We start from the raw sequence: 16350 nt of genomic DNA, 5'->3' as shown, positions 1-16350 counted from the left end.
GACATGGCCGGCACCGAAATCGACCGCGACGCCGCGGCGAGGTCTCCGAACACGTCTTCGACATCGCGTGGCGTTGATCTGAAGCTCGAGATCGTCGTCATCCCCGTGTCGGATGTCGACCGCGCCAAGGCGTTCTACACGCGCCTCGGCTGGCGATTGGACGCCGATTTTGCCTCAGGTGACGAATGGCGCGTGATCCAGTTCACGCCGCCGGGTTCGGCCTGTTCGGTGATCTTCGGCAAGAACGTCACACCGGCAGCGCCCGGTTCGGCGCGCGGGCTGTACCTGATCGTCTCCGATCTGGCGGCGGCGCGACAGGATCTGCTCGACCGTGGCATCGCGGTGAGCGCACCATTCCATGGTGCGGGCGACGTTCACGCCGGTCCGGACGAGCCGTATCTGTTCGGCAGCGTCCGGGTCAGCGGTGCTGACCCGAAGCGCGGCAGCTACAGCTCGTTTGCCTCGTTCAGCGATCCCGACGGTAATGGCTGGCTGTTCCAGGAGGTCACGACGCGACTGCCTGGACGCATCGCTGGTGACGGCACGACGTTTGCCTCAACGGCCGATCTGGCCGCAACCCTGCGACGTGCCGCTGTCGCGCATGGTGAGCACGAGAAGCGCATCGGCGGACACGACGAGAACTGGGCGGATTGGTACGCCGACTACATCGTCCGCGAGCAGGCCGGTCAACCGCTGCCCTCCTGAGTTGTAATGAACACATCGCCTGAATTCACAGACAGGGCGCGCGCCGATTGAACTCGTCGCGCGCCGAGTTGCTTCTGCATCGCGCGTATCGTCATCGTCGCTCGCTTTCCTGCATCCCCCGGACTCGCAACGGCTAACGCGGCCTAACAACCGATAACGAGCTAATTGCCAGGACCTGCGCCAATCTCTCCTCACGACGAACCGACGCGTCGATTTCGAATTCGGTTGGCGTCACCGACCAAAGCCAGGGAGATCCGACATGACAACGCAAGCACGAGCCGACATACTCAATCCCGACCGCCGTCAATTGCTGAGCCAGGCCGCAATGACCGCGGTTGCCGCCAGCGTGGCGAGCCTGCTGCCGCTGCGTCCGGCAAAGGCCGCTCCAAGCGGCGCCATCCGGCCGTTCCGCGTCAGCGTACCCGAGGAAGATCTGCTTGACCTCCGCCGCCGCCTCACAGCGACACGCTGGCCGGATCGCGAGATCGTCGCCGACGAATCGCAGGGCGTGCAGCTCACGACGCTTCAGCAGCTCGTGCGGTACTGGCAGAACGAATACGACTGGCGCAAGATGGAGGCGCGGCTGAACGCCTTGCCGCAATTCGTCACCGAGATCGACGGCGTCGACATCCACTTCATTCACATCCGCTCCCGCCACGAGAACGCGCTGCCGATGGTCGTCACGCATGGGTGGCCGGGCTCGATCATCGAACAGATGAAGATTGTCGGCCCGCTCACCGATCCCACCGCGCATGGCGCGAAGGCTGCGGATGCATTCGACCTGGTGATCCCCTCGCTTCCCGGCCACGGCTTCTCCGGCAAGCCGACGGAGCTCGGCTGGGATCCCCAGCGCATCGCGCGCGCCTGGATCGTGCTGATGAAGCGCCTCGGCTACAACCGCTACGTGGCGCAGGGCGGCGATTGGGGCAATGCCGTCACGGAGCAGATGGCGGTGATCGCACCGCCGGAGCTGCTCGGCATTCACACCAACATGCCCGCCACCGTTCCCGACGACATCGCCAAGGCGCTTCAGCCCGGCGGGACGCGGCCGTCAAACCTCTCGGCCGACGAGCGCATTGCCTACGACCAGCTCGACGATTTCTACAAGCACGGCCTCGGCTACGCCTTCGAGATGTCGAACCGGCCGCAGACGCTCTATGGCCTCGTCGACTCGCCGGCCGGTCTTGCATCCTGGATGCTCGATCACGACGCACGCAGTGCTGCGATGATCGCGCGGGTGTTCGACGGCAAGACCGAAGGCCTGTCGCGGGACGACGTGATCGACAACATCACGCTCTACTGGCTCACCAACACCGCGGTGTCGTCGGCGCGGCTCTACTGGGAGAACAAGCTGGTGTTCTTCGCGCCCAAGCACATCAATATCCCGGTCGCCGTCAGCGTGTTCCCTGACGAGATCTATGCCGCGCCGCGCAACTGGGCCGAGAAGGCCTATCCGAAGCTGATGCACTACAACCGCCTCGACAAGGGCGGCCACTTCGCGGCCTGGGAGCAGCCCGCGCTGTTCTCTGTGGAAATGCGCACCGCGTTCCGCCCGCTGCGCCAGTCGATCTGAACCGAGCAGGGGACGCGCGCTGCCGTGCGTTCCATTTTCGAACATACATGTCAGGAGTGCCAACAATGAACCGCCCCGTACAGATCTTCACCACCGAGGACATTCGCCTGGAGCGCCGCCTGCCGACATACTGGCGTGTCACCTTCGACATGCCGCCGGTGAACATCTTCGGTCCAAAGCACCTTCCGCTGCTCAACGACATCATCACCGCGATTGAGACCGATCCGGACGTGAAGGTGGTCGTATTCGACAGCGCCGTCGAAGGCTTCTTCATAACGCATTACGACTTCCTGGCGCCGCTTGAGGACTCGCTTCGCGTTCCACCCGGGCCGACCGGCCTGCAGGCGCTGCCCGACATGCTGGTGCGCCTCAGCCGCGCGCCGGTCGTCTCCATTGCCTCGATCCGGGGCCGTGCGACCGGGGTCGGCAGCGAGCTCGCGCTGGCGAGCGACATGCGCTTTGCCAGCCGCGAGAAGGCGATCCTGTCGCAATGGGAGGTCGGCGCGGGACTCGTGCCCGGCGGCGGACCGATGGCCCGGTTGCCGCGGCTGATGGGCCGAGGCCGCGCGCTCGAAGTGTTGCTCGGTGCCGATGACATCCACGGCGATCTCGCCGAGCGTTACGGCTACGTGAACCGTTCGCTGCCGGATGCGGAGCTCGACGGCTTCGTCGAGGCGCTCGCCATGCGCATTGCGTCGTTCGACAAGGAGGCTATCGCCGAGACCAAGCGTCTCGTCGATGTTGCGAGCCTGCCGCCGGATGACGAGATCAAGCCGGAGTGGGACGCGTTCCTGGCCGCGCTCGGCCGTCCTGCCAGCCAGACCCGCATGAAGGCGCTGATGGCGCGCGGCTTCCACCGCGCCGGCGACGTCGAGAACCGGCTGGGCTTCCATGTGGGTCAAATCAGCGGCTAACGGAACCGCTGTGGCGTTCGGCCGGTTGGAGGAGTGACAGGCGGTCGTGCCAATGTCGCTTTCCTCCGCTACCGAGCGCCGGTGCCAAAGACCAACTTAAAAACCAACAAGGAGAATTGAGATGATCCGCAAGGCAACAGCAGTCTGGAAGGGCACCGGTCGCGACGGCACCGGCCATCTGTCGAGCGAATCCGGCGTGCTCGCCGGGACACCCTATTCGTTCAAGACCCGCTTCGAGAACGAGAAGGGCACCAATCCCGAGGAGTTGATCGCCGCGGCCCATGCCGGTTGCTTTACCATGGCACTGGCCTTCGGCCTTCAGCTCGCCGGCTTCACGCCGGACGAGCTGTCGACGGAAGCCGCCATCACGCTCGAGCCGGAAGGCAAAGGCTTCAAGATCAGCAAGTCGGCACTGACGCTTCGCGCCAAGGTGCCGAACCTTGACGACGCAGGTTTCGCCAAGATCGCCGGCGAGGCCGAGAAGAACTGTCCGGTGTCGAAGGTGCTCAACGCCGCGATCACGCTCGACGCCAAATTGACCTGATCCAACACAGGGAGCGGTGCCATGCCTCGCCAAGATCTCTCTCGCCAAGATCCGCCTCGTCAAGATCTGCCTCGCCAGCATCAGCCGGATGAAGACAGGTTCCGGGCGATTTTGCCCGAGGACATCGCTTGGCAACCGTTCCCTGCGTTCCCGCCGGGCGCGCGGCTGGCGGTGATGGTCGGCCATCCCAATGAACCCGGACCTTACGTGGTCCGGGTGAAGGTGCCCGGGGGCACGAAGCTGATGCCGCACAAGCATCCGGAAGATCGCATCTACACGGTCATGTCGGGTGTGTTCTACATCGGCCTCGGCGAGCGTTTTGATGGCGACCAGGTGAAAGCCTATCCGCCGGGCAGCGTCATCGTGCTGCCCGGCGAGACCTGGCATTTTCACTGGGCGAAGTCCGGCGAATACGTCACACAGGTCTCCGCCATCGGGCCGCTGGGCCTCGAATATCACGATGACCATGATGACCCGCGCTTGCATCCGGCAGCGGACAAGCGCTGACTATCTCGACGAAACCAATGGAGCATCAGATGACGACAGAGCGTGCAGTTTTGGCCGGAGGCTGCTTCTGGGGCATGCAGGATCTGATCCGCAGGCAACCGGGGGTGATCTCCACCCGTGTCGGTTACACTGGCGGGCATGTGAAGAACGCCACCTATCGCAATCACGAGGGCCACGCCGAGGGGATCGAGATCATCTTCAATCCCGCGAAGACGAGCTTCCGGACCATGCTGGAGTTTTTCTTCCAGATCCACGATCCCACCACGCTCAACCGCCAGGGCAATGATTTGGGCACGAGCTACCGCTCGGCAATCCTCTATACGAGTGACGAGCAGAAGAGAGTCGCCGAAGACACCATCGCCGATGTCGAGGCGTCAGGCCTCTGGCCCGGCAAAGTGGTGACCGAGGTCGCGCCCGCAGCGGAGTTCTGGGAAGCCGAGCCCGAGCATCAGGATTATCTCGAGCGCTATCCCGATGGCTACACCTGCCACTTCATCCGGCCCGACTGGAAGCTGCCAAGGCGCGCGGCCGCCGTGGGAGGCTAAGCGGATTGTCGCGTAAGGGCGCCGAGGGCCTTTGACGAGGAGTGCAAATGTGCGAACTCCCCTCATCGTACGATCACGAGAATTCCTCGGGGCTCAATGCGCCTCCGACCGGCGTCGGCAGATCACTGTCACCGCCTTGCGGGCGACCTCCCTCAGATCGGCGCGGCGTGCGCCGGCGCGGGCGCGGATGGCGATCGTCTGCATCGTGGCGGCGGCAAGGATCGCGAGTGCAGCCGGATCGGCCTCGCGATCCAGCTCGCCCTTGTCCTGCGCCAGGCGGAAGCGGGCCTCGAAATCGGCATCGATCGCGCGTAGTCCCGTCGCAACGCTGCTCCGGATCGCCGCATCCTCGGCGACTTCGGTCACCGCGGTACCGACCACGAAGCAGCCACGCGCTGATCCCTTGCCGGAAAAGTAGATCGACAGCGCCGCGTCATAGGCCAGCATCAGCGCTTCGTCCAAGGGATGGTCCCCTGCGAGAGCCTCGCGCGTTGCGGCGAGGCTGATCTCCCAATAGCGCGCCAACGCCTCGAGATAGAGCGCGTGCTTGTTGCCGAACACCGCGTAGAGGCTCGGTGGGCTCATGCCGGTCGCGGCCGCGACCTTGTCCAGGGACGTGCCGGAATAGCCCGTCCTCCAGAACGTTTCTGTCGCCCGCTTGAGGGCCGTCTCAGTGTCGTAGGCGGGTGGCCGTCCCCGGCGCGCCGGGCCCGTCTCGCTCTTTTTCCGTGCCATGTCGTTCGAACCTGGTTGCCATGTTCCACACGTATATTTGTATGGATCGTTATAAAAATCAATGGCCGCGCGGCTTGATCGCTGCATCGGGGTACAATATTTGTAACGAACGTTAGTAAATGAGATAGGGACGAGGACGATGGGTTTGAACTTTGCGCCAATCGCCGGCTGGCTGGGCGATCGCAGCTTCCGCGGGAGCGAGGCCGCCGCGCTGTGGTTCGGAGCGGATCTTGCCAGGCGGCTGCGCCGGCCCCTGATGCTCGTGGTGCCCGCCGCGGCTGCCGTGTTCGGCGCCTTCATGTATCTGGCGCAGGAACAATTTGTCTCGACCGACGATGCGTTCGTGCGCGCCGCGAAAGTCACCATCAACGCGCGGGTGTCCGGCCAGGCGGTCGAGATCGCCGTGCGCGACAACGAGCGCGTCCGGCAGGGCCAGGTGCTGTTTCGAATTGACCCGGAGCCCTACCAGATCGCCGTCGATCAAGCCGAAGCCCGGCTCGGCAGCGCGCGGCTCCAGATCGACTCCCTCAAGGCGACCTACCGCCAACAGCAGGCGGAGCTGCAATCGGCGAAGGACTCGGCCTCTTTCGACGAGCGCGAGTTCGACCGCAAGAGGATGCTGGTCGCCTCCGACTTCACGCCGCGCGCGGTCTACGAGCGGGCCGAGACCGATCTCAAGGTCGCGCGCCATCGGGTGGCATCGATCGAACAGCAGATCGCCAATACGGTCGTCGCGCTCAACGGTGACCCCGACATCGATGTCGACCGCCACCCGACGGTCCGCGCGGCCAGGGCGCAGCTCGATCGCGCGCGGCTCGACCTCTCCTACGCCACGGTGAAGGCGCCCGACGACGGTATCGTGACCAAGGTCGACGATCTGCAGATCGGCGGTTTCGTCAACGCGGGCGCGCCCACGTTCTCACTGATGTCGAGCCGGGACGTCTGGATCGAGGCGAATTTTCGTGAGACGGGCCTGACCCACATGCGGCCGGGCCAGGAGGCGAGGATCGACGTCGACGCCTATCCGGATGGAAAATTCAAGGCGCATATCGTCAGCATGAGTCCCGGCACCGGGTCGGACTTCTCGATCCTGCCGCCGGAGAATGCGACCGGGAATTGGGTCAAGGTCGTCCAGCGGCTGCCGGTGCGCCTCGAGCTCGACGATTCCGATCCGACCCGGCCGCTGTTCTCCGGCATCAGCGTGACGGCGCGGGTCGACACCGGCCATCGTCGCAACTGGCTGCATCTGCTCCAGCCTGCGCTTGCGACGGAGGTCAAATGAGTACGACCCTCCCATCGACCGCGACCGGCGGTCATCATGCAATCTCGGCGGCCGCCCTGATGGCGACCTACATGCAGGCCGTCAACATTTCGATCCCGAACGCCGCGCTGCCGCACATCCAGGCCACGCTCTCGATGGCCAATGACGAGGTCGGCTGGGTGTTCTCCTCGTATATCGCTGCAAGCGCCGTGACCATGTCGATCACCCAATGGCTCGCGGGACGCTATGGCCGCAAGGCGGTCTATCAAGCAGCCCTTGCCGTCTTCACGCTTGGTCTTGTCCTCGACACGCTGGCGACGACGTCGATCCAGTTCGTGCTGGCGCGGATTCTTCAGGGCGCGGCCAGCGGACCACTTGCGCCGCTCTCATTGGCGATTCTGCTAGAGGCGACGCCGGCGGCGCGACAAGCGCGCATGGGCCTGGCATTGACGGTCTGCTCGCTGCTCGGCATCAGCACCGGCCCCGCTCTTGGTGGCTGGCTCAGCGAATATTACGGCTGGCCGTCGATCTTCTATGTCAGCCTGCCCATGACGGCCTTCATCGCCTTGACGATGGCGCTGTTGCTGGGCGAGAAGCGGGCAGAGCGGAGCCAGCCCTTCGACGTCTTCGGCCTGACGACCTTCTCCGCCGGCATGATCGGGCTGCAGATGCTGCTGGATCGCGGCGAGCGCCTCGAATGGTTCGCCTCGACGGAGATCTGGGTTGAAGCGATCGCCTCGGTCCTGGGATTCTATCTCTTCATCGTGCACGTTCTGACGAAGAAGGAACATTTTCTCCGCACGGCGCTGTTCAGGGATCGCAATCTCGTCCTCTCGACGGTGATCTCCTTTGCGCTCGGCTTCGTCCTGCTGCCGACATTGGCATTGACGTCCCCGATGCTGGAGGAGTTGCTCAACTACCCTGTCGATACCACCGGCTACATGAGTATGCCACGCGGCGTGGCGCTGGTGGGAGCGCTCGTGCTGACGAGCCTGGTTCCGGGACAGGTCGACTACCGGCCGTTCCTCATGGGTGGAATGGCGCTGGTGGTCTATGCCAACTGGCTGATGCTCGGCTATTCGCCGGCGATGGATTGGCGGCCGGTCGTCGAAGCAGGTTTCCTCCAGGGCGCAGGTCTCGGCATGTTGTTGCCGGCGCTGGTGAGGGCCGCGTTCGGAACGCTCGATCCGAAGCTTCGCCCTGAAGGCAGTGCGCTGATCAACCTGTCGCGCCTTTACGGCAGCACCATCGGCATCGCGGTGGTCCAGCTGTTCTTCTATGCCAACACTCAGGCCGTGCATATCGCGCTCGCCAAGCATCTCACGCCTTATCGTGTCGCGGCGAATGTCACGGGCCCGATCGGGAAGCCAGGCCTTGCCGCCCTCAACGGCATGGTCACGCGCCAGGCGGCCACGGTCGCGGTCATCGATCAGTTCGAGATCCTGATGTTCGCCATGCTCGTCGTGATCCCGCTGGTGTTCTTTCTTCGTAGGCCGCGTCCCGTCGGCTAACGCCGGAGAGTCGTGAAAAAGTGTCCGCAACCTCGATCGCTTGGTCCGCATCGCGCGGCCAGCAGTCAACAAGGAGTATCACCATGACGACCTCCGATTCACTTCGTTACACGAGAATTCCCACGCATGAGGCCGTGACGATTCCCGCAGTCGGATTTGGCACGCTCATTCCCGATCCGCACGTGACCCGGCAGGCCACCAGGGCTGCATTGGAAGCCGGATTTCGACATCTCGATTGTGCCGAGCGCTATCGCAACGAAGCGGCCGTCGGCGAGGCGATGCAGGATGCGTTCAAGGCGGGCACGCTTCGGCGCCAGGACCTGTTCGTTACGACGAAGCTATGGAACACCAATCATCGGCCGGAGCGGGTCAGGCCTGCCTTCGACGCCAGTCGCAGACGGCTGCAACTCGACGAGATCGACTGCTACATCATCCATACCCCCTTCGCCTTTCAACCCGGCGACGAGCAGGACCCGAGGGATGCGAGCGGCCATGTCATCTGCGATTCAGGCGTGACGCTGGCGGAGACATGGGGGGCGCTGGAGCGCCTCGTCGACGAGAGGCACTGCAAGTCGATCGGGCTGTCGGACATCACCTTGGAGAAGTTGCGCGAGATCGTCGAGGTCGCGCGGATCAGGCCTGCCATGGTGCAGGTTGAATCGCATCCGTACCTGCCCGAATGGGACCTGCTCGACTTCTGTCGGGAGCATGGAATTGTCCTGCAGGCGTTTGCGGCGCTGGGACACGCCATGAAGCCGAACCTCCTCGCCGACCCCGTGATCACCGCCATCGCGGAACGCCTGCACAAGACGTCGGCTCAAGTCGCCCTGGCCTGGGCCGTCCAGCGCGGCACGGCTTTCCTGACGACCTCGACCAATCCTCAGCGGATCGAGGAAAACTTCGATATTTCGACGCTGCCTGAAGACGCCATGCGGGAGATGCGGGACCACATCACGACGAATGTCCGCTTCAACACAGTGGTAGAGACCGGCGTGCCCGGATTCATTCCGCGGGCAGGATGAAGCGAGCGGCTTCGGCCGGCCTCGTCAAGTCCGGAGTTGCGCGATCAAATCGCGCGCGCTGCGGATATCGGCGATGCCGGCGCCCTCGCTGAACGCCCCGCATGCATGTTCGAGAATTGCCAGCGCCTCGGCATTCTGGCCGGCTCCGATCATGAACCGCGCGAGGCTGATCGCACCGCGCAGCTCCCAGAATCGCGCGCCCTGCTGGTTGGCAATGTCCATGGCCTCGCGAAAGCGCGCCTCGGCGTCCCCCGCATGCCGCGGGCTCTTGAGCAACAACTCGCCCTTGATGCGCATCAGTTCCGGCAGATACCACAGCTCCTGCCGGTCGTTGCAGCGGGTCAGGACGTCCTCGATCACGTCGAGGCCACGGTCGATCTGGTGGGCCTCGCCGGAACACGCGGCAAGTTCGCCGAGCAGCGGAAGAAAGCGCGGCAGGAAACGCGCATCGCCGGCGCGATTGAGCTCTTCGCGCAGCAGCGGCAGGCCGGTCGCGACGTCGCCACGCCTTACGACGACCGCCGCGTTGAAGGCCCGTGCCCACAGGCCCCACAGCCGGATGGCGTGGCGCTCGGTGTGTTCGAGCAGCTCGGCGCCGTGGCGCTCCGCGGCCTCGAAATCGCCGGACCAGAAGGCGATCGGGCAGGCGGCTTGCCCCAGCACGCTGCAGAAAGTCAGCGCGTGGCCGTTGGCGCGACCTTCCTCGATGTTTCGGGCGGCGAGCGCCTGGGCCTGATCGGCGAGGCCCTGAAGCCACAGGATGCGGGCCCGGAAATATTGCGTCGATATCCTGAGGTCGAGCGGGAAGATCTTCGGCTTCTCCGCCAGCACGTGCAGCGACGCGTTCACGCGCTCGATGCGCAGCCGTGCGTCGTTCTGATCGCCGAGATAATGCAGCGCCACCGCCATCAGCCGGTCGCCCAGCATGAGATCGGTCCTGTCCGACGAGTTCGCCGCTGCATTCGCAAACCGGTCGGCGAGCGCACGGGCCTTGCCGAACTGTCCGTTGTTGAACTGGTCGATGCACAAGCCCCAGAGCGCGCGCAGCCGGAAGTCCTTGTCGTCGAGCCTGTCAGCCAGCTCCAGGGTCGTTTCGAGGATCGGACGCGCCTCGCGGGCGCGGCCCTCGCCATACATCAGCGACCAGCCGAGCGCCGACAGAAGTTGCATGCGAATGCGATCGTCGCCGCCGCTGTCGCCGAGCGCGGTGAGCGCCGTCTTGGCGCGCTCGCGGCATTCGGCGAACAGGGACAGGCGGACCCACAGCGTGACGGCAGCCGCCGTCAGCGCGATCCCGAGTGCGGCGTCACCGTCGGGCCCGAAGGCCCAGTTCAATGCGGCGCGCACATTGTCCAGCTCCGCGCCATAGATGCTCAGCCATTCCGGCAGCGGCGTCGATGTATCGGCCTCCGCGCGCTCGAAGAAGTCGCGAAAATGCTCTGCATGACGGCGCGCGAACTGACTGGTCTCACCGAGCTCGTTCAGCTTTCCATGCGCATAGGTGCGTGTGGTGTCGAGCAGGCGATAGCGCAACGTTCGCGAGCCGGATGGCGAGATCAGCGATTTGGTGACGAGGCTGTCGATCGCCTCCAGCGTTTCGGACGCGCCGAGGCCGTCGCCGGCGGCTACCGCGGCAGCCGCCTCCGGCGCGAAGGGCCCGGCAAAGACCGACAGGCGTCGCAGCGTGGCACTCTCGGCGGGAGGTAGCAGATCGTAGCTCCAGTCGAGCGCCGCGGCGAGCGTCTGATGTCGTGGCACGGCGGTGCGCCGACCCCGCCACTGCAACGAGAAGCGGCTGTCGAGCAGCGACGCCGTGCCGGCAATACCGTACGCATTGACACGGCCGGCCGCGAGCTCGATCGCGAGCGCAATGCCGTCGAGGCGCCGGCAAATGCTCGCGACGAGCGGCGCTTCTTCCGCACTGAGCTGGAACGGACCCGAGCTCTGCGCAATGCGCTCGACGAAGAGCTGGGCCGCGGGGTAAGCTAGGACCTCGGCGACACCCAGGTCCTCGCGCTCCGGCGGGCAATCCAGCGGGAACAGGCGGAAAATCCGTTCGCCGTCGCTCCGGAACGACTCGCGGCTGGTTGCGAGAACGCGAAGCTGCGGTGTGTCGCGAACGATGCGCTCGACGAGCGGTGCCAACGCATCGAGCACATGCTCGCAGCTGTCGAAGATCAGCAAGGCTGGGCCGGTCTTCAGAAATGTCAGCAGGGCCGGCGTCGGATCCTCCGCGCTGATGGTCAGTCCCAGTGCGGAGGCGATGGTGGTCGCGATGTGGCTGGCATCCCTCAGTGGACCGAAGTCGACGAAGAATACGCGCCCGCCGAAATCCGCCGATCTGCGATGCCCGACGGTGACGGCGACGGCGGTCTTGCCGATGCCGCCGGGGCCGACCACCGTCATGAAGCGATGCAGCGAAAGCCCGTTCGATATCTTCTCGACGATCTCCTCCCGTCCGACCATTTTCGAGAGCGGCGAGGGAAGGGAACGGGGAGGTGCAATGTTCACGGCGGGCTGAGCGGCCGGCGGAGCCGCGTGAGCGAGCGAGGCGACAAAGCAGTAGCCGCGGCCGGGCACATTGACGACATAACGGGCCGACTTGCCGGTATCGCCCAGCGCCTTGCGCAGTGCCGCGATGTGGAAGCGCAGGCTGCCCTCGTCGACATTGACGTCGGCCCAGATGCGCTTGACCAGCTCTCTCTTGTCGATGACTTCGCCGGGGCGCTCGGCGAGGAAGATCAGAATATCGAGCGCGCGGCCGCCGACGTGAAGCGGCGAGCCCTCCCTCTCCAAGAGCCGCGACTTCGGAAATAGTCGAAATGGCCCAAAGGAAATGGCCGAGTCTTCGGTACGATCTGGCACGCGCCATTGCCCCCGCAACGGGAGTCAAAATGTATTACTTTTTGGTCTATCAGAACGAGGCGTACAGTAAACTGGCCGAAAGCAGTGGGCAGAGCTGGTAGCCCTGCGCGCATGGCTTCGATCGGCCGGTCCGCCGAAATAACCCTTAAGAAGTAAAGGGTTATGGTGACATAACAAGGCGATGGCACCGGTGCTCTCATCCGGATGGCGAATTGACGGTGGTAGCCGATTGCTGACATTGGACGGCTAGGGAGCCGGTCCCGCCTCGACATCGACTTCCGGAATTCGAACATGGCTTCCTTCTCGCGGCGACGATTCGTCCATGCGCTATCGGGCGCAGCGGCGCTGGCGGCGATCCCGCGCAGCGGACAAGCCGCTGATTATCCGTCTCGTCCCATTCGCCTGGTGCTTCCGTACGGAGCCGGCGGAGCGGGGGACCAGATCGGGCGTCCCTGGGTGGACAAGATGTCGTCGCTGCTTGGGCCGACCTTCGTGGAATATATCGGCGGTGCGGGCGGCGCGATCGGGGCTGCGACGGTCGCGCGCGAGGAGCCCGACGGCTATTCGCTGCTGCTTGGCAACGGCAGCACGCAGGTCATCATTCCCCTGACCTCGAAAAATCCCGGCTATTCCGTCGACGATTTTCGCGCCATCTATCGCTTGATCAGCAGTGCACTGGTTTTCGCGGTCCATCCGTCGGTGCCTGCCACGGATCTGCGTGAGCTGATCGCCTACGCGAAGGCCAATCCGGGAAAGCTGTCCTACGGGACACCCGGCATCGGCACCGGCAATCATCTGGTTGGCGAATCCTTCAAGCAGCAGGCCGGCGGGCTGGATATCGTCCACGTTCCGTATCGGGGCATCTCGCAGGCAACCAACGACCTCGTCAGCGGTCAGATCTCGCTGATCATTGCCGTCATGTCCGTTCAATTGCAGCAACTGGCTCAAACCGGGAAAGTGAGGCTGCTGGCGGTCACCACCGAAACGCGGCTGAGCGGGGCGCCGGAGATTCCGACCGCCGTTGAATCCGGCATGCCCGACATCCGCTACGGGGGATGGTTCGGCCTGTTCGCGCCCAAGGACACGGACGATGCGGTCATCGACAAGATCGCGCAAGCGACACGTCTCGCCATGGCCGATCCGGCGCTTCAGGCAAGCTACCGCGCGCAGGGCATGGAGCCGGACGGCGATTCGAGCCCGGACAAATTCCAGCGTATTGTCGATGCGACGACGGCAAGCCTGGCGCCCGTGATCAAGTCGATCGGGCTGAGCAATTTGTGAGGCCGCTCAGGCCTCCACGCGCGACGTCTGCCGGCCCTCCGCCGTGACGATGCGGGCCGACAGCGTGACGAGACCCATCAGCGCGGCCAGAAGCCAGAATGCAGTCGGCAATCCGCCAAGGCGTGCGACGAAGCCGACGCCGGCGGGGCCGATCAGGATGCCGGCATAGCCGGCTGTCGTGATTGCGGCGACGGCGAGCCCCGTCGGCATCACCGTTTGCCGCGCCGCCCGGCGGAACAGCACCGGCACGAGATTCGATGCACCGAGGCCGATCAGCAGGAAGCCGCCGATGGCGACCGCCGCTACGGGCGCCATGAGTAGGACTACGAAGCCCGCGATTGCAATGATGCTGCCCCAGAACAATGTCGTGCGATCCCCGATGCGTGCAACGACAGCGTCGCCGCCGAGCCGCCCCGCGGTCATCGCGATCGAGAACACGATGTAGCCGATCCCGCCTTGCGTCTCCGAGACGAGGCCCGCGCCGATGACGAGCAGCGCCCCCCAATCGAGCATCGCGCCCTCGACGAGGAAAGTGATGGCGCCGAGCAGCGCTAGCAGGAGCACGGAGCCATGCGGCAGCACGAAGAGCGGTCCGTCCAGCACCTGCACCGAACGAAGCAGGCGCGGCCAGGCCGCCAGCATCGCGACCAGCATCAGCACGGAGCAGATCAGCGTGCAGGCGAGCGCGCCGAGTTGCAGCGAAAGCAGCGCAGTCATCAAGGCTGATCCCGCGAAGCCGCCGATGCTGAACAGCGCGTGGAAGCCGGACATCAGCGGGCGGCCCGCGTCGCGCTCCACCTCGACCGCGTGGATGTTCATGGCGACGTCGATGGAGCCGAGCGCGGCGCCGAAGGCGAACAGGGCCAGCGCCAGCGTTGCCGGCGAGCTCGCGATCGCCAGCAGGGGCAGCACCAGCGCCAGACCGAGCCCGCCCGCAATGATGATCGGCTTGCTGCCGTAGCGCGCGCTCATGACTCCGGTCAGAAGCATCGCGACGACCGAGCCGATGCCGAGGCTGAGCAGGAGCAATCCAAGAACGCCGTCATCGACGCCGAGCCGCGTCTTTGCGAACGGCACCAGCGGCGCCCAGCACGCGATGCCGAAGCCCGCGACGAGAAAGGCGAGCCGCGTCGCGAGGCGCGTTGCCGGCCGGTCGGCAGAATGCATGGGAACTCCGGGGAAGCAGTGGCGGGGCGATCGACAAGCCCTGAGATTGCCGCGCCTTTATGTCCGAGGCATGCTCGAATTGTCGCAGACTGTGCTCAACAACGGCGCGACGTCAACCTAGGTTCCGAAGCGTGTTGCGTTCGGGACGATATTCGTAAGCGCGCCGCCGGATTCGCGAGCGCGCCGCCGGGCCCGGCCGTCGGGCAAAACACCGGGTCATTCCGAGCTGCGCCGGTGTCAAGCCGCGCTTGCAAGAATATTCCACTTTACCGAAATTCGGAAATTGCGTATGTGTCGCCCATCCCGGCTCACCAAGAGGGGCGATCTTGTGTCGTCACGTGTCATGTGTCGCGAGCCGGGCTTGCGGTGGACGCGACAGCGTCGGGCGCGAGAGGTTAAGGGCAGGGCGGATTGCTCTCCGTGAGCCCAGAACTTCGTGCCGGATGAGCGGCGCTGTCAGGTTCGTCTCGTCTGTAAGTTTCCGGCTCCGTCGACAGGGCTGGAAAAACTGCGGCGAAATGGCGGGCCGTGCGTACGGCAAAACCGTGTGGTCCTTTCCGCAAGCGCTGTTTTCGGCCGGTTAAAAGCGGTGAAAGTACCTGAAACTAAAGGTATATTTCGGTTTTTGTCGCACTAACGAAAGGCCCGCCCGAACCTGCCGGGCCCTATTAGGCCCTAGTTTCACATCCTGCCGTTGGGCGCGAGTTGGAGTTCGGGAAGCTTAAGCCGCTCGAACGGCCTGAGGATCGCGGCGCGCCCCATGCGGTGGCCCTGCGATCCGCGCGCGCTGTACGGCCTTCCCGGGCCTGCGCTGCGGCCCGGTTGCCGTGGTTGGCCCGAATGAACGGACTACTTTTTCTGCTCGGTGGTGGTTGTAGTGGTCGGGGTGCCGTCGCGCGCGTCCCGTCGCTCGTCGCGTCCTGTGCGCCGGTCTTGACGCCGTTCTGTGCGTCCGGTCCGGCGTTCCTGGCGCCTTTCTGTTCGCCCGCTTCGCCGCTCCTGACGGCGCTCTGTCCCAGACATCGGCGCGTCTGCGGGCGGCGTCGTGGGCGTGGCGGGCGCCGTGGTGGTCTGAGCTTCCGCCTCTGACACCGCCAAAATTGCGGGCGAGGCCATAAGCCCAAACACGGCCGCGTATCCAAGGAAAGTGAGTGCGTTGCGACGACAGACCTGTTTCGGCTCCGAACGTTCACTCATCGTCAGGCTCCCGGTTGCTGTTGCCCCAGAGCATGGCACCTGAGGTCGAGAGCCGGCGCTTGATCTAGAACAAATAGGCGCAGTTGCACCCGGCAGCGTGCCAACGTCGTCAAAGATTACTTTTTGGTCGGCCCGCTGCTCTCATTTACTTCGTCAGCTTCAAGCCACGCTGGAATTTCCGGCGACGGGATTGACGTTCTCGGCAGGTGGGGGATCATGGTCCCCGCGGTGACGACCAATCCCTCGTTGAATTTGGTTCGCGCAAAATCCTTCGCTTCTGCTTCGGTTTCAAACGTCTTGGTTAAGCGCGGATGTCGCCGTCTTAACAGCGTGCCATCCGGCGGCACTTCAAAAGTGACGTACCAAGTGTGTTTCATGCCGTGATGCCGCCCCCGGTATCGGTCGCCTGCGCCCGCGCCGGGGGCGATAAAAAAGCCGCCACCGGGACGAAGCGGTGACGGCTTCTTTCTCGCTCGTGACCGCGAAACAAGTCTTTACCGCCCCGCCCCAACGCGATTGACGC

The 16350-nt window shown here is 64.7% G+C and carries 14 protein-coding genes; 10 read left to right on the top strand and 4 right to left on the bottom strand.

The features are described 5' to 3' along the window. Positions 1-3: 3 nt before the first annotated feature. The 6 genes from CT676_RS35730 to msrA all read left to right on the top strand — a co-directional run bounded on the left by CT676_RS35730 (position 4) and on the right by msrA (position 4788). Entirely contained in the window at positions 4-705 is a 702-nt protein-coding gene (locus CT676_RS35730) for a VOC family protein (RefSeq protein ID WP_063981878.1), read from the top strand. A gap of 259 nt (positions 706-964) precedes the next feature. After that, on the top strand, positions 965-2278 hold the full coding sequence (locus CT676_RS35725) for an epoxide hydrolase family protein (protein WP_135216463.1): 1314 nt from the start codon (positions 965-967) through the stop codon (positions 2276-2278). Positions 2279-2343: 65 nt separating this feature from the next. Continuing rightward, positions 2344-3192, top strand: coding sequence for an enoyl-CoA hydratase/isomerase family protein (locus CT676_RS35720; protein ID WP_063981880.1), 849 nt, complete (start codon positions 2344-2346; stop codon positions 3190-3192). Between the two features lie 121 nt (positions 3193-3313). Then, positions 3314-3736: an OsmC family protein gene (locus tag CT676_RS35715; RefSeq protein ID WP_014493564.1), complete on the top strand. Its 423-nt coding sequence runs from the start codon at positions 3314-3316 to the stop codon at positions 3734-3736. A gap of 21 nt (positions 3737-3757) precedes the next feature. Continuing rightward, positions 3758-4243 (top strand): cupin domain-containing protein, encoded by a 486-nt coding sequence (locus tag CT676_RS35710; RefSeq protein ID WP_224580839.1) that lies wholly within the window; start codon positions 3758-3760, stop codon positions 4241-4243. Positions 4244-4272: 29 nt separating this feature from the next. Next, positions 4273-4788: a peptide-methionine (S)-S-oxide reductase MsrA gene (gene msrA, locus CT676_RS35705; RefSeq protein ID WP_063986191.1), complete on the top strand. Its 516-nt coding sequence runs from the start codon at positions 4273-4275 to the stop codon at positions 4786-4788. 93 nt (positions 4789-4881) lie between these two features. On the opposite strand, the gene CT676_RS35700 is transcribed toward msrA, so the two are convergent. Continuing rightward, positions 4882-5523: a TetR/AcrR family transcriptional regulator gene (locus tag CT676_RS35700; RefSeq protein WP_063981882.1), complete on the bottom strand. Its 642-nt coding sequence runs from the start codon at positions 5521-5523 to the stop codon at positions 4882-4884. Between the two features lie 139 nt (positions 5524-5662). Between CT676_RS35700 and CT676_RS35695 the strand changes: the two genes are divergently transcribed. The 3 genes from CT676_RS35695 to CT676_RS35685 all read left to right on the top strand — a co-directional run bounded on the left by CT676_RS35695 (position 5663) and on the right by CT676_RS35685 (position 9317). Next, positions 5663-6805 (top strand): HlyD family secretion protein, encoded by a 1143-nt coding sequence (locus CT676_RS35695; protein ID WP_135216462.1) that lies wholly within the window; start codon positions 5663-5665, stop codon positions 6803-6805. Continuing rightward, on the top strand, positions 6802-8295 hold the full coding sequence (locus CT676_RS35690; RefSeq protein WP_135216461.1) for an MDR family MFS transporter: 1494 nt from the start codon (positions 6802-6804) through the stop codon (positions 8293-8295). Before CT676_RS35695 ends, CT676_RS35690 begins: the two co-directional genes overlap by 4 nt. 83 nt (positions 8296-8378) lie before the next feature. Continuing rightward, on the top strand, positions 8379-9317 hold the full coding sequence (locus CT676_RS35685) for an aldo/keto reductase (RefSeq protein ID WP_135216460.1): 939 nt from the start codon (positions 8379-8381) through the stop codon (positions 9315-9317). Positions 9318-9341: 24 nt separating this feature from the next. Here the strand turns inward: CT676_RS35685 and CT676_RS35680 are convergent, their stop codons facing one another. Then, entirely contained in the window at positions 9342-12182 is a 2841-nt protein-coding gene (locus CT676_RS35680) for a winged helix-turn-helix domain-containing protein (RefSeq protein WP_135216459.1), read from the bottom strand. A gap of 291 nt (positions 12183-12473) precedes the next feature. Between CT676_RS35680 and CT676_RS35675 the strand changes: the two genes are divergently transcribed. Then, positions 12474-13463: a tripartite tricarboxylate transporter substrate binding protein gene (locus CT676_RS35675; protein ID WP_063981885.1), complete on the top strand. Its 990-nt coding sequence runs from the start codon at positions 12474-12476 to the stop codon at positions 13461-13463. Between the two features lie 6 nt (positions 13464-13469). Here CT676_RS35675 and CT676_RS35670 read toward each other — a convergent pair whose 3' ends face one another. Together CT676_RS35670 and CT676_RS35665 are read right to left on the bottom strand one after the other, a co-directional pair. After that, positions 13470-14630, bottom strand: coding sequence for an MFS transporter (locus CT676_RS35670; RefSeq protein ID WP_063981886.1), 1161 nt, complete (start codon positions 14628-14630; stop codon positions 13470-13472). A 1313-nt stretch (positions 14631-15943) separates the two neighbouring features. Next, positions 15944-16204, bottom strand: a complete 261-nt coding sequence (locus tag CT676_RS35665) for a hypothetical protein (RefSeq protein WP_084795022.1) — start codon at positions 16202-16204, stop codon at positions 15944-15946. Between the last annotated feature and the right edge of the window lie 146 nt (positions 16205-16350).

It is taken from the genome of Bradyrhizobium sp. MOS001 (genome assembly GCF_004634465.1).
GTDB classification, from domain to species: Bacteria; Pseudomonadota; Alphaproteobacteria; order Rhizobiales; family Xanthobacteraceae; genus Bradyrhizobium; species Bradyrhizobium barranii.
The sequence above is the reverse complement of the archived record's forward strand: the minus strand, read 5'-3'. Positions and strand labels throughout refer to the sequence as shown.